Annotated in this window: 13 protein-coding genes; 7 read left to right on the top strand and 6 right to left on the bottom strand. The window is 41.4% G+C overall.

Going from position 1 to position 14,200, the window contains the following annotated elements; translation table 11 throughout:
• Positions 1-61: 61 nt before the first annotated feature.
• The 3 genes from gyrB to dnaA form a co-directional block, all read right to left on the bottom strand.
• Entirely contained in the window at positions 62-2,452 is a 2,391-nt protein-coding gene (gene gyrB / locus GYY70_RS10395; protein WP_100124993.1) for a DNA topoisomerase (ATP-hydrolyzing) subunit B, read from the bottom strand.
• A 309-nt stretch (positions 2,453-2,761) separates the two neighbouring features.
• Positions 2,762-3,865, bottom strand: a complete 1,104-nt coding sequence (gene dnaN, locus GYY70_RS10390; protein ID WP_025331544.1) for a DNA polymerase III subunit beta — start codon at positions 3,863-3,865, stop codon at positions 2,762-2,764.
• Positions 3,866-3,880: 15 nt separating this feature from the next.
• Positions 3,881-5,509: a chromosomal replication initiator protein DnaA gene (gene dnaA / locus GYY70_RS10385; RefSeq protein ID WP_174832313.1), complete on the bottom strand. Its 1,629-nt coding sequence runs from the start codon at positions 5,507-5,509 to the stop codon at positions 3,881-3,883.
• Between the two features lie 222 nt (positions 5,510-5,731).
• Between dnaA and rpmH the strand changes: the two genes are divergently transcribed.
• Genes rpmH through yidC form a run of 4 tightly spaced genes read left to right on the top strand, consistent with a single transcriptional unit; the run spans position 5,732 to position 8,115 of the window.
• A complete protein-coding gene (gene rpmH, locus GYY70_RS10380) occupies positions 5,732-5,866 on the top strand; it encodes a 50S ribosomal protein L34 (RefSeq protein ID WP_004283944.1) in 135 nt (44 codons plus the stop codon).
• An 8-nt stretch (positions 5,867-5,874) separates the two neighbouring features.
• Entirely contained in the window at positions 5,875-6,234 is a 360-nt protein-coding gene (gene rnpA / locus GYY70_RS10375; protein WP_025331542.1) for a ribonuclease P protein component, read from the top strand.
• Positions 6,231-6,440: a membrane protein insertion efficiency factor YidD gene (yidD, locus tag GYY70_RS10370; protein ID WP_174832312.1), complete on the top strand. Its 210-nt coding sequence runs from the start codon at positions 6,231-6,233 to the stop codon at positions 6,438-6,440. The genes rnpA and yidD overlap by 4 nt, the downstream gene beginning before the upstream one ends.
• Before the next feature lie 19 nt (positions 6,441-6,459).
• Positions 6,460-8,115: a membrane protein insertase YidC gene (yidC, locus tag GYY70_RS10365; protein WP_174832311.1), complete on the top strand. Its 1,656-nt coding sequence runs from the start codon at positions 6,460-6,462 to the stop codon at positions 8,113-8,115.
• Positions 8,116-8,533: 418 nt separating this feature from the next.
• Here the strand turns inward: yidC and GYY70_RS10360 are convergent, their stop codons facing one another.
• On the bottom strand, positions 8,534-8,812 hold the full coding sequence (locus GYY70_RS10360) for a hypothetical protein (RefSeq protein WP_174832310.1): 279 nt from the start codon (positions 8,810-8,812) through the stop codon (positions 8,534-8,536).
• Positions 8,813-8,968: 156 nt separating this feature from the next.
• Positions 8,969-9,664 carry an OmpA family protein gene (locus GYY70_RS10355; protein ID WP_174832309.1) on the bottom strand — a complete coding sequence of 232 codons (696 nt, stop codon included), beginning with the start codon at positions 9,662-9,664 and terminating at the stop codon, positions 8,969-8,971.
• Positions 9,665-9,981: 317 nt separating this feature from the next.
• On the opposite strand from GYY70_RS10355, the gene cysS reads away from it, so the two are divergent.
• Both cysS and rpmE read left to right on the top strand, forming a co-directional pair.
• Complete coding sequence (gene cysS, locus GYY70_RS10350; protein ID WP_174832308.1) at positions 9,982-11,391, top strand: cysteine--tRNA ligase; 1,410 nt, start codon at positions 9,982-9,984, stop codon at positions 11,389-11,391.
• A 259-nt stretch (positions 11,392-11,650) separates the two neighbouring features.
• Positions 11,651-11,866 (top strand): 50S ribosomal protein L31, encoded by a 216-nt coding sequence (gene rpmE, locus GYY70_RS10345; protein WP_037394224.1) that lies wholly within the window; start codon positions 11,651-11,653, stop codon positions 11,864-11,866.
• A gap of 349 nt (positions 11,867-12,215) precedes the next feature.
• Here rpmE and GYY70_RS10340 read toward each other — a convergent pair whose 3' ends face one another.
• Positions 12,216-13,178, bottom strand: a complete 963-nt coding sequence (locus GYY70_RS10340; protein WP_174832307.1) for an urea transporter — start codon at positions 13,176-13,178, stop codon at positions 12,216-12,218.
• Positions 13,179-13,630: 452 nt separating this feature from the next.
• Between GYY70_RS10340 and GYY70_RS10335 the strand changes: the two genes are divergently transcribed.
• A complete protein-coding gene (locus tag GYY70_RS10335) occupies positions 13,631-14,122 on the top strand; it encodes a hypothetical protein (protein ID WP_174832306.1) in 492 nt (163 codons plus the stop codon).
• Positions 14,123-14,200 lie beyond the last annotated feature (78 nt).

Here is a 14,200-nt window from a genome sequence, read left to right as displayed (position 1 = left end):
TATTTTTGTATAGAAAAAAGGATGGCAGACAATGCCATCCTTTTTTTTAGGTATTTAAAAACTAAATATCAACCTGAGCATTTAGAGCGTTGTTTTCGATAAATGCACGACGAGGTTCAACTTCGTCACCCATCAGGGTAACAAATACATCATCCGCAGCCATCGCATCTTCGATTCTGACTTTCAGCAAACGGCGTACTGAAGGATCCATCGTAGTTTCCCATAATTGTTCGGGATTCATTTCACCCAGACCTTTATAACGCTGAATGTTAATTTTTTCCTGTGCTAAATTCATCAGTAATTCCAGTGCCTGGGCAAAGCCGGTTACAGTGGTGGTCATATTACCTTTAATGACTTCAATTGGTACGTCAGCAATACCGCTTAAAGTGGCCGCTGTCTGTCGGATAATTTGATAGGCGCGGCTTTCAACAAATTTTTGATCCAGATAGCTGACCATATGATTCCCATGCAACTGACGAGTAATTTTAATCATTTGTACTTCATCATCTGCACCAATGCGTTCCAGTTTGAGGTTGTCGTCATTAACCAGTGCGGTTAATGTTTGCACAGCTTTTTCTGCACTGCTTACAGTGCTTAAATCCAGATTCTCATTCCAGAGAAGCAGGGAATTAAGTACATTGTTGTCAATGATACGGCTTTCACGCGCAATCATACTTTGTGCCAGAATCAATTGTTTGGCGATTTCGGACAGAGCATTACCTTCCAGAGTATTTTCGCCAATAATTAATTGAGCATTATTCAATGCCAGACTGAGCATGAACTGATCTTTTTCAAACTCGTCTTTCAGGTAGTTGTCTTTTTTGCCATATTCCACTTTATACAATGGTGGCTGAGCAATATACACATAACCGCGTTCAACCAGTTCAGGCATTTGCCGGTAGAAGAAGGTAAGCAACAGGGTACGGATATGCGCGCCGTCTACATCCGCATCGGTCATGATAATTATGCGGTGATAACGCAATTTTTCCGGGTTAAATTCTTCTTTGCCTATACCGGCACCCAGTGCAGTGATTAAAGTACCAACTTCCTGACTGGCAAGCATTTTTTCAAAACGGGCTTTTTCTACATTCAGGATTTTACCTTTTAAGGGCAAAATGGCCTGAAATTTACGATCACGGCCTTGCTTGGCAGAACCGCCTGCCGAGTCACCTTCGACCAGATACAATTCTGATAAAGCGGGATCTTTTTCCTGACAGTCTGCCAGTTTGCCCGGCAGCCCCAGACCATCCATTACTCCTTTTCTGCGGGTAATTTCGCGTGCTTTGCGCGCTGCTTCACGTGCACGCGCGGCATCAACAATTTTGCTTGTGATGATTTTGGCCTCTGCAGGATTTTCTTCCAGAAATTCAGACAAGGCTTTACCAAGCACTTCATTAACCACTGGACCTATTTCACTGGAAACCAGTTTGTCTTTGGTTTGTGAAGAAAATTTCGGATCAGGCAGTTTAACAGACAATACGCAGGTTAAACCTTCACGCATATCATCGCCATTAGTATCTACTTTGGCTTTTTTGGCAACTTCATTGGCTTCAATGTAGTTGTTGATGGTTCGGGTCATAACCTGGCGCAGGGCGGTTAAATGGGAGCCGCCATCGCGTTGCGGAATATTATTGGTGAAACACTGCACGTTTTCCTGATAACTGTCGTTCCACTGCATGGCACATTCCACGCTCATGCCATCTTTTTCACCATTGGCATAGAAAACTTTATTGTGCAGAGCTGTTTTATTCCGGTTCATATATTGTACAAAGCCGGCTACACCACCGCTGAATGCGAAGTTTTCGTGTTTGCCATCACGTTTGTCAAAGAGCTCAATACTGACGCCGTTGTTCAGGAAAGATAACTCGCGGATGCGTTTGGCCAGAATATCAAAATGATAATCGATATTACCAAAGGTTTCGGTACTGGCCAGAAACTGAACACGTGTACCCTGTTTGTCGGTATCGCCGACAACAGCCAGCGGAGCAACTGCATCCCCGTGACGAAATTCTACAAAATGTTCTTTGTGATTACGATAGATGGTCAGACGGAGCCAGTCAGAAAGTGCATTAACTACAGAGACCCCTACACCATGCAGACCACCGGAAATTTTATAGCTGTTGTTATCAAACTTACCGCCGGCATGCAGAATGGTCATGATTACTTCAGCTGCTGAACGATGTTCTTCCGGATGCATATCGGTAGGAATGCCACGGCCATTGTCTTCAATAGTAATGGAGTTATCGGCATTAACTGCTACGGTAATATGATCACAGTATCCGGCCAGTGCTTCATCAATGGCATTATCCAGAACTTCGAATACCATATGATGTAAACCCGTGCCATCCTGAGTATCACCAATGTACATACCGGGACGTTTGCGAACAGCATCCAAACCTTTTAATACTTTGATACTGTCGGCACTGTAATCTTCAGGGTGTTGATCTATCATAAGAATTCTTTACTAAACTTGGCAGCGGTTATGCTGTTAAAGGTCATTTATAACTGTTATTAATTATAAAAAACGTTAGCGGTATAACTGTATAACAGGCCTGTTTGAGGGCAATAAACCAAAAACTTATTATAACATAAAAACGGTTTTTTTTCAGTCCTGTGCTATATTTAAGATTATGTTTTATCTGATGTTTATTGGAAGATAAGAATGCTGATTGTAAATAATAAACTGCCGTAAACCAGACTGAACTATTAAAAACAGAAAGCTGGCGTACGGCAGTAACCGGATTTAAGAGTGCATGAATGTTTAAATCCGCATAGGCATAACTATATACTTAAAGTTGGGATTGTTCGGGATGGTAAACAGTGTTGAACGGTTTGCATCACCAAAAGCAAGTTGTAAATCTTCTGCATGTAAATTACGCAATACATCCATCAGATAGTTGATATTAAAACCGACTTCCAGTGTATCTCCCTGATAGGCAATTTCCAGCTCTTCACGGGCTTCTTCCTGTTCGTTATTGTTACAGGTCACGCTCAGTAATCCGGGCTGGATTTGCAGGCGGGCACCGCGAAATTTTTCATTGGCGAGAATGGCTGCGCGTTCCAGTGCACCCAGCAACTCGGTACGGTTGGCCAGAAAGATTTTATCGTTATCCAGTGGAATAACCCGGTTGTAATCCGGAAATTTACCATCCACGACTTTAGAAACAATAATGGTGTCATTACAACGGAAACGTACCTGATTGTTCAGCAGTTCAATGGTGATTGGCTGTTCGGGAAAGGTAAGCAGCTTAAAGAGTTCCAGCACGGTTTTACGCGGCAGAATAACTTCTGCTTTGGGTAAGTCTGCTTCTATATTGCAGGCTGCATAGGCCAGACGATGTCCGTCAGTAGCAACCAGACGCAGCTGATTGCCTTCTGTCTGCATCAGCAGACCATTCAGATAATAGCGGATATCCTGAATGGCCATGCTGTACTGCACCTGAGACAGCATTTCACGAAATGTTTCCTGTGGCAGGCTGAAGCTGGCATCAATATTTTCGCCCACACTCATTAATGGAAAATCTTCGGCCGGCAGGGTTTGCAGATTAAAACGGCTTTTGCCTGCTTTAAGTACCAGACGGTTGTTATTCCAGTCCAGAGAAACGATTGCGCCGGCCGGTAAAGCCCGCAGGATATCCTGCAGTTTTTTGGCATTGGTGGTAATGCGAAAATCTTCTGCTTCGCTTTTGGGGCCGATGGTATCAATCTGAATTTCCAGATCGGTTGCCAGAATCTTGATTTGCCCCTGATGGTTTTCCAGTAATACATTAGATAATATCGGTAATGTATGACGACGCTCTACAATACCGGTTACTGCCTGCAGCGGTTTGAGTAAACTGTCACGTTCTGCTTGTAATATCAGCATATTTTGTTCCTTGGTTTAATCTCGCAAAATCATCATTAAGGTTTCATACGCTTTGGTTGTTTCAGCATCATCCTTGCGGAGTTTGGAGATACTTTTTACCGCATGCATAACTGTGGTATGGTCGCGGCCACCAAATCCGCTGCCAATAGCGGGTAAACTAAGCGGAGTAAGTTCTTTTGCCAGGGTCATGGCCATCTGGCGCGGGCGTGCCAGATTCCGGGTACGTTTTTTCCCTACCATATCACTAATGGTAATCCCATAAAATTTTGCTACCGTATTCTGAATGTGTTCCAGGGTCATGGGTTTGTGGTTAACAGCCAGAATATCCTGTAATGCTTCAGTAGCCAGCCCTACATCAATCGGGCGGCTGGCAAAACGGCTTTGTGCTACTACCCGCTTGAATGCACCTTCCAGTTCACGCACGTTGCTGCGGATATGTTTGGCAATAAAAAATGCGGCTTCGTCCTCAAGCTTCACCTGAGCCATCTCAGCTTTTTTCTGCAAAATGGCTACGCGCATTTCCAGCTCCGGCGGTTCCAGTTCCAGACTCAGCCCCCATGAGAAGCGGGATTTCAGGCGATCGTCCATGCCGTCTATATGAGTGGGCAACGTATCACAGGTAAGGATAACTTGTTTTTTTTCGTCAATTAAATGGTTATAGACGTAAAAAAACTCTTCCATGGTACGGTCTTTACCGGCAATAAACTGTACGTCATCCATAATCAGTAAGTCTACCTGCTGATATTGCTGGCGCATGGCATCAAAAGATTTGGCGTGGAATGCATTCATGATGCCGCGAATAAATTCATCAGCATGAATATAGCGTATTTTTACTTTATTGTCGGTAGCAAACAGCTGGTTGCCAATAGCCTGTACCAGGTGGGTTTTACCCAGACCGGTACTGCCATAGATAAAAAACGGGTTGTACATGCTATTGCCGGGATTTTCTGCAATCGACAGCGCTGCAGCGTGAGCAAGACGATTTCCTTTACCTTGTACCAGAGCAGCAAAAGTATGTTCAGGATTAAGGTTGGTATCAGTATAGCGGGATTTTTTACCGTTTTCATGTGCTGAATCAGAGGTGGCCACTGATTCACCAGCCTCAGGTTTTTCTGTGGCGGCCTGTTTGCTGCTGCTGTTTTCTTTTGTTTCGGCAGTAGCATTTGCGCTTTTGGTCTGGTTGTTTCGCAGGCGTTTGGCAATAATGTCCTGAGCAGATTCGGTACGTTTTGCCGTTGTCTGTGGTTTGGCTGAAACTTCAGAAGGAACTTTATTGCTATCAACTGAATCCGGTTTGGTATCAGCCGGCTGTTCAGCGACATTTAAGGCTGGTTCTGCAGTCTTGGCCGGTGAATTGTTTCCTGCCGGTATTGCCTCAGTGGCAGCCTGCAGAGATAGTCCCTGTCCGATTTTCAGAATTAATGGTGTGCTGCCGTCTGGCAGAACTGATTGTCTGGCATTTTCGATAGCCGGCCAGAAACGCTCGCGGATATGATTGAAGGTAAAAGTATTACGCGCAAAAATAACCCAGTTGCCATTTTCTTCGCCCACAGTTAAAGGTGCAATCCACATCTGGTATTGCTGAGAAGGTAAGCTTTGTTTTAATTGCAATAGGCACTGAGGCCAAAATTCTGTCAGGGTCATTCGTGAAGCTTAAATTTATCTGTCAATCGGAGCTGGCTGAAGGCTGGAAACAATAAGTGCCTATTATGCTAATTATACGCAATAAACAAATTTCTGACCATGATTTGCACTTTATACCAGCACAGCTACCGTAAAGCTTTGCTACAGATTATATTGATTGACAAAGTGCTGTTCTTGTTGTGTAATGCTACGTTTTATTTAAAGTTAATTCGGGAATAAATTATGAAACGCACTTATCAACCATCCGTTACCCGCCGCAAACGCACTCATGGCTTTCTGGTTCGCAGTAAAACCCGTGGCGGACGTGCTGTACTGGCTGCCCGCCGTGCCAAAGGCCGTAAACGTTTGGCTGTGTAAGAACAAGAATGGATTATCATTTTGGCAAAAAATATCGCCTATTAAAAACGGATGATTTTTCATCCGTTTTTGCATTACGTTGCCAAAAAAGCCGTGCCTGGATTCAGGTTTTTCAGGCACGCAACAGTTTAGGTTTCCCGCGTCTGGGGCTGATAGTAGCCAAAAAAGTTGCCAGACGTGCTAACCGGCGCAATTATATGAAGCGCTTAATACGCGAGTGGTTTCGCCTGCATAAGCATGAATTGCCGCCGGTAGATATAATCATTCGTGTACGCCAGCCGTTCCGGCATGCTGAATACGCTGGCGTAGTCAGGACTTTACAGCAGCTGCTTATTACAGCTGACAGGTGTAAAGCATCTTCGCAATGAGATATTTATTGCTGGGTCTGATCCGGTTCTATCAGTATGCCATCAGCCCGCTGTTATCACCGCGCTGCCGCTACAACCCGACCTGTTCGCAATATGCCGTACTGGCGCTGCAAAAATACGGGGTAATGAAAGGTAGCTGGCTGGCGATAAAGCGTATTTGCCGCTGTCATCCATGGGGTGGTTGCGGTCATGACCCTCTTCCTTAGCGAGTAGACGGAATACACTATGGATTTCAAACGATTATTGATATTTTTTGTGCTGACCATGGCGATTTTGCTGGGTTGGGAAAAATTATACCCGCAACCCGAAAAACAGCCGGCAGCACAACAAACATCATCCACCAGTAACAGCAATTCTTCTACTGGTGTTGTTGCCGAGAGTGCCCTGAGTAAAACAGAGCCGGTAACAGTGACTACTGATACTGTTAAGGCTGTTATTGATGAAAAAAGCGGCGATTTACGCCAGCTAACTCTCAATAAATACAAGGCCACCAGTGATGCCAGCAAGCCTTTTGTATTGCTGGATAATGGTGTAAACGGTCATCAGTATGTCGCCCAGTCGGTATTATTAAACCGTCAGGGTGACTATCAGTTTAAAGACCTGACATTTACAGCTGCGCAAAAACAGTACACGCTTAATGGTGACAAACTGGATGTGCGTCTGACTGCTGCCGAACAAAACGGTGTACAGGTTAGTAAAATTTATACGTTTACTAAAGGCAGTTACCTGATCGGGCTGCGCTATGAAATTGCCAATCACAATGCTCAGCCATTACAAATGGATGTAGCTTACCGGGTACTGCGGGATGATAAGGAACCTGAAGGTACAGGCTATTTCGATCACACCTATACTGGTCCGGTACTGTATACCCCGAATGGTAAATTTGAAAAAGTAGCCTTTAAAGATCTTGACAGTGATTACACCTCTGGTCGTGATCAGGCAGATTATCAGCGTAAAACCAATACCGGCTGGATTGGTATGACCCAGCATTATTTTATGACTACCTGGATTCTGCAGCCGAAAGAAGGTAACAGTGTTTGTGGTACCAGTGACTGCCGGATAGATATCAGAAAACGCAGTGATGGCCTGTATTCTGCCGGCGTACGAGTACCGCTGAAAGATATTGGTGCTAATTCCACCGGCAGTTTCGGTATCTCCCTGTATGCCGGTCCGCAGATTTATTCTGTCATTACTAAAGTAGCCGATCATTTGCAGATGATTAAAGACTACGGCAAAGTATCGCTGTTTTCTTCTCCTTTATTCTGGCTGCTGAACTGGTGGCACAGTCTGGTACAGAACTGGGGCTGGGCGATTATCCTGCTTACTCTTACTGTCAAAGCAATTCTGTTTCCGCTGACACATGCCTCATATAAATCGATGGCTAAGATGCGTGCTGTAGCTCCGCGTTTGCAGGCATTGAAAGATCAGTACGGTGATGACCGTATGCGTATGCAGCAGGAAATGATGTCGCTGTATAAAAAGGAAAAAATTAATCCTGTTGGCGGTTGTCTGCCTATGCTGCTGCAAATTCCGGTATTTATTGGTCTGTACTGGGCATTGTTTGCTTCGGTAGAATTGCGCGGAGCTCCATGGATTGGCTGGATTACCGATTTAGGCCGTCAGGATCCTTACTTTATTCTGCCTGTGCTCATGGCACTGACTATGTATCTGCAAACGTTCATGAATCCGCCGCCAACTGATCCGGTTCAGGCGAAAATGATGAAAATCATGCCAGTAGCTTTCTCTGTAATGTTTTTCTTCTTCCCGGCAGGGCTGGTTCTCTACTGGTTGACGAATAATATTCTGACTCTGGCTCAGCAATGGTTTATCAATAAACGTATTGAGCGACAAGCCAAACTGCATCGTTCACTGGATATATAAAATACAGCCTGAAAAAAGCACTTCATGTTGAAGTGCTTTTTTATATAATAAATACTGATTAATCCATCAATGATTGGTGGTATATCTATAATTAAACGTATAATATTTTTAAGTGTTTATTAGAGAATAAATATTAATAAATCAGATTTGTATACCAGGATTTTTGGTTTTTTATAAATTATTTATTTAATATAAATTACTGAAAGTTCTATAATCCGGGTGATTGATTCAAACAAAATTTTAAAATTAATAATTTAATTGATTTAATTTGAAAAAAGCACTTCTGTTTGAAGTGCTTTTTTAATACTATTAATTAAATTTTCAACTAATTGAATATCGAATACAGCATGCTTTGAAGATGTATGAACAATAAACTGAAAATTTTTAATTTTATATTTGCTAAAATTAAGAATCAATACTAATAAGATTTAGCTCCAGCGACCATCATACCTCCGAACATTACTAAAATAATAATGTATAAAACTATACCAATTGCCATCATTATCAAATAGGCTTTGCTGAAAGTAGCACGATTGGGGATACCATTACCATTATTACATGCCCATATTATTAACATAATCAGATTAACAATAGGAATACAGAGAATAAGCAATGTAACTAACCATTCACCTACAGAAGTGACTGGAGCAAGGTTACCATTGGAGGTATCTAGATGGTTGTTTGTTTGAATAGACATATATATTTATCTTTAAGGTTAAAGGTTAATAAGTGTAATTATATTTTAACAGATTTGTTTATATAAATATATATGTTAATTTATGCATGTAAACCTTTTAATTTAATTGCCTGATTGATCAGCCTGCTGCAGTAATCAATCAGGCATATTCAGTAATTACTGAACATAGGTTGTAGTTTGCTGTGTGGTTGTAGTCTGAGCCTGCTGTACCGGATTTAACCGGATTTCCACACGGCGGTTTTGTGCACGTCCTTCAACAGTTGCATTGCTGGCAATAGGATTGGCAGATCCGTATCCGTTAGCACTGATACGGTTATAAGCAACGCCACGGGAAGTCAGGAAATTTGAAACTGATTGTGCACGGCGCTGTGATAACGGGATGTTAATACTGTCATTACCTGTGCTATCAGTGTATCCGGCAATAGTGATGGTAGTATCTACATATTTAGCCAGTACTTCAGCCACAGATGACAGAGAAGAGGTAGCCGCGCCACTTAATTCTGAACTATTGGTCGCAAATGTCACATTTTCAGGCATAGTCAGTTTAATCTGATTACCCTCACGCTGAACTTCGACATTAGTATTAGCCAGTTTCTGGCGTAACAGTTTTTCCTGATAATCCATATAAGCGCCAATACCGGCTCCGATAGCACCGCAACCAAGTGCGGCATTACGTGCACCGCGGCTGTTATGAGTAATCGCGCCGACAATGCCGCATACGGCAGCGCCGCTTAAACCATATACTGCTGTTTTACTGGCATGAGACTGACCGGTAGACGGATCGGTAACGCAACCGGTTAAAGCAAGGGCGGTAGCGGCTGCAAGTGCAGCCAGTGGTTTCATGATAGTCATACTTACTCCTTCTCTTGAATATAAGCTTGATTATGCTTTTCACAGTTTCTGTTTTATGCTTTCTATAGTAGAAAAGCAAGAGTCATGCTTTTTTGGCAATATGATGTACTGAAAAGAAAAATGGTTATATCTATATGATAAAAAGATAAATTTTTGGTTGAAAGCTGCTTTAGACGACAATAATTATTGGCTATAGTACCGTTCAGGCTACTATAATTAACTTTTTAAGCTGGTTATATCTTGAAAACAACCAGTTTAACCTCATACAAACTAATTACCTTAGTACAGTGCTACCATTTTAGCCATTTGGAAACGACATGCTCAGCTTGTATAACACTTTAACCAGAAGCAAACAAGAATTTACACCGATTAATCCGCATCAGGTGCGTATGTATGTGTGTGGTATGACTGTTTATGATTATTGCCATCTTGGTCATGCCAGAGTAATGATTGTATTTGATCTGGTGGCGCGCTGGTTGCGGGAATTAGGTTATCAGCTTGATTATGTGCGTAATATTACTGATATAGATGATAAAATCATTGCCCGTGCCAATGAACGCGGGATTAGTATTACTGAGCTTACCGATTATTATATTCAGGCCATGCACGAAGATGCAGCCGCTTTGGGTGTACTGCCGCCAGACCACGAACCGAGAGCCACGCAATATATCCCGCAAATGATTGCTATGATTGAAGATATCATTGCTAATAATAAGGCTTATATGGCGGATAATGGCGATGTTTTTTATGCTGTACGCGAGTATCCGCAATACGGTCAGTTAAGCGGGAAAAGTCTGGATGATTTGCGTGCCGGAGAACGGGTTGATGTTGACGGACATAAACGGGATCCGTTGGATTTTGTGTTGTGGAAATCAGCCAAGCCGCATGAGCCCGCATGGGACAGCCCATGGGGCAGAGGACGCCCGGGATGGCATATTGAATGTTCTGCTATGAGTAAAGCACTACTGGGTAAAAATTTTGATATTCATGGAGGTGGTGCTGATTTACAGTTTCCTCATCATGAAAATGAAATTGCTCAGAGTTGCGGTGCGGAAAAAAACGGGTGTTGTGAAGAGCATAATCATTTTGCTAGCCATGTTAAATATTGGTTACATAATGGATTTATTCGTGTGGATAATGAAAAAATGTCTAAATCACTTGGAAATTTCTTCACTATCCGCGAAGTGTTGCAAAAATACGATGCTGAAGTTGTGCGGTTTTTTATTTTGCGTGCACATTATCGCAGCCCTTTGAACTATTCGGATGCTCATCTGAATGATGCAAAAGGTGCATTAACCCGCTTATATACGGCACTTAAAAATACAGCTGCCGCAGAAGTGGCAGTACATGCTGACTTAAATGATTATACGCGCCGTTTTTATGCAGCCATGAATGATGACTTTGCTACCGTTGAAGCTGTAGCAGTATTGTTTGAGCTGGCTAATGAAATTAATAAAACACATGACGCCGAACTGGCAGGATGTCTGAAAGGGTTGGCGGGTTTACTGGGCTTGTTACAACGTGATCCGGCCGCTTTTCTTCAGGGAGAAGTGGGAGAAACGGTGCAGGGTCTGGATAACGCAACTATAGAAGCGCTGATAGCTGCACGGCAGCAGGCTCGTGCAGAACGTAACTGGGCTGAATCCGACCGGATTCGTGATGAGCTTACGGCAGCCGGTATTGTATTGGAAGATGGTGCTGGCGGGACTAGCTGGCGTCGTGCCTGAATTTGTATATAGCACAGCCTTAAGTCTCAGACTGGGTGTATTTTTGTAGTGCATTATGGTCTTGACAGCAATGTTAGACTTAAATAGCGGGATGTGAGGAATCTGACCGTTTCATATGGTTTTAGCAGTGAAGAAGAGTAGCTGCTATATACTGATTCACTTGAAAATCTTACTCATGCGAGTATAATTACCCGATTCTGAACATCCGTTTCAAGAGGTACAGGCACAACCCCTGTGCCCGCCAACCAAGGACGATATTATGAATAACAGCATTCAACCGAACTACCATGATATAACCGTGACTTGCTCTTGCGGTAACACTTTTGTAACTAAATCCGCAATGGAAAAAGATACTTTCAATATCGAAGTATGCTCTGCATGTCACCCTTTCTACACAGGTAAACAGAAAATCGTTGACTCTACCGGTCGTGTGGATAAGTTCAATCAGAAATACGGCAATATGTTCAAACGTTAATTCTTATTTGCAACATGTTGCACCGAAAAAGACTGCCATCAGGGCAGTCTTTTTTATCAGATAATCTGATGTTGTGTTCAATACAGCAGCAAAAATAGCCAAAAAATTCGAATATTTTACTGGTTTGATTATTTCAAGCGGGTATACATTTACCTTTCATATTACAGAACTCTTTCTTTGATATTTCCGCGCAAAATTGTGAATTTGCATTTTCTGATTCATAGTTAGTAAAAAGCATTGATTTAATCTTGTTTTACCGGGATGGCTGTTTTCTGTTATCTATCCAATTTTAGAATCTGAAAAATACAAATTTTCTTATTTTCTTGTATTCAATATATAAAATCGAACGCTAACGCTGGCTTAAAGTTTGATTGGTTAATAACCATAACCAACTTACTAGTACAAAAGGTAAGGTTAATACAGGTATGGCAAATGGCTTCAGTACTGTGGCTAATGCTGCCTGAGTAAGAACAGTAAAGATAATACCGAAGATAATATAAATAACGGTTTTAAAATCTTGATTATTACTGAAAGTAGCCAGTGTGATAGCTGTCAGGATTGCATTAAAAGAATAGAGGCCGAGAGAAATCATTTCAATCTGACTGCCATATAACAGTGCAATACCGATGGCCAGTAAAGAACCGGCCAGTGCATAGATAGCCATTCTGATTGAATTGACTGCCAGCCCTGCCAGAAAAATAACACCTACCAGTGTGCTGTTAAATAAAAATACTTCGGCAATGCCCAGTATACTATCCGGTATCAGATGCAGCAGATTAAAACTTGAAATCTGTGCAGATAATGAAGCAGACGGTTCGCGTATCAGTACTGAGAATGATGGTGTAGCCAATAGATACAGCCATGTAAGCAACACAAATGGTATTGTCAGACAGGGTAAGTACCATTGCTGTAATATCGAGCTGAATGCTTGTGTAATAAATACTGATAATATGGCTGCAAATATGATACTTAGCCATAAATACAGTGAATTTTCGCAGAAAACAGATAAGGCGATACCAATCAGACAGGCATTGAAACCATAAATTCCTTGCAGCCAGGCTTTGCGGTTAAGCTGGTACAGGTAAGCTATTGCATTGGCACAGACTACAGCAAGTAAGCAGGCCAGAGCAGTTTGGGGCTTACCGGCACTGTAACTGCCAAATAGTATGCCTATTGAAAAGATTAACCCGGAAACAGGATTGTTTTGCAACATAACCTGCCCATAGCTGCGCAGGATAACATCAATAAACTGACAAAGATGATTGGTACTGGTTAACTGATGCCAGTACTGACGTACTGAGGCTGTGTTCATCCGATTTCTCCTTTTTTATTTTTACTTTAGCTGAACAGATAAATTACTATCAGCAACGATAACTATGAATATTAGGATGATTATAAAAGAGAATAAGCGATAGTTGGATTGCGGAAGTATAAAAATGTAATTATTCCGTATCTATTCAGGCAAAATACTGCCTATAAGAATATAATAGATATATATCAGGGCGTTATTTGTCCGTAATAAAAATACGCGGATGCAAGGCTGCTATTGAACAAACGACTGAATAATATTTCAAATATAATCCGGAATAATTAAAACGAATTTCATATGAAATTTATAAAACTAAGCGAATCAGATAAATTTGATTTATATCTAATGAGTAAAGAATAAACCTGAATATCAAGTAATAAAAAATACTAAATACTGTAAGTTAATTTATTTTTTTGTAATAATAATAATTCCAAATATTAAATATGGAAATAGATATGAAAATTTTAAAAATGGTGGCGTTATTATCCCTGAGCATGATGCTTTTTGGATGTGATAATTCGAAGCAGGCAGAGACAAATAAAGCAGGTAGTGAGGCAGTACAGTCAGATGCCAGTAAGCCTGACAGCAATAAAGCAGATAACAATAAATTAGATGATGATACTATTCAGAGCTACTTTAGCGAGCTTAAACGGCAACTGCCTATGAGAGTTTCCTCAACTACCCAGCTAGTCGATCTCACTATTGGAAATAATGTAGTAGATTATAAATATGTAGTAACAGGAAAGAAAAAAAATTTCTCATTATCTAAAGTTCAGAAAATGACTAGTGATAACTTAAAAAATAAATATTGTGAAAATAGAGATCCTGATCTTGTGAAATTAAGAAATTCATTTCCAGATGGCATTAATCATCATTATTATTTTAAAGATGAAGATAAAGAATTATTTAGCGTACATTTAGTACCATCTGATTGTGATACTAAATAAATTGAAACAGATAATGTGAAAGTAATCATAACAGGGTGTTCAGCCCTGTTTTTCTTTTATTATTCATCATTAATTATT

The organism is Snodgrassella sp. ESL0324, assembly GCF_013344955.1.
GTDB lineage: Bacteria > Pseudomonadota > Gammaproteobacteria > Burkholderiales > Neisseriaceae > Snodgrassella > Snodgrassella alvi.
The sequence above is the reverse complement of the archived record's forward strand: the minus strand, read 5'-3'. Positions and strand labels throughout refer to the sequence as shown.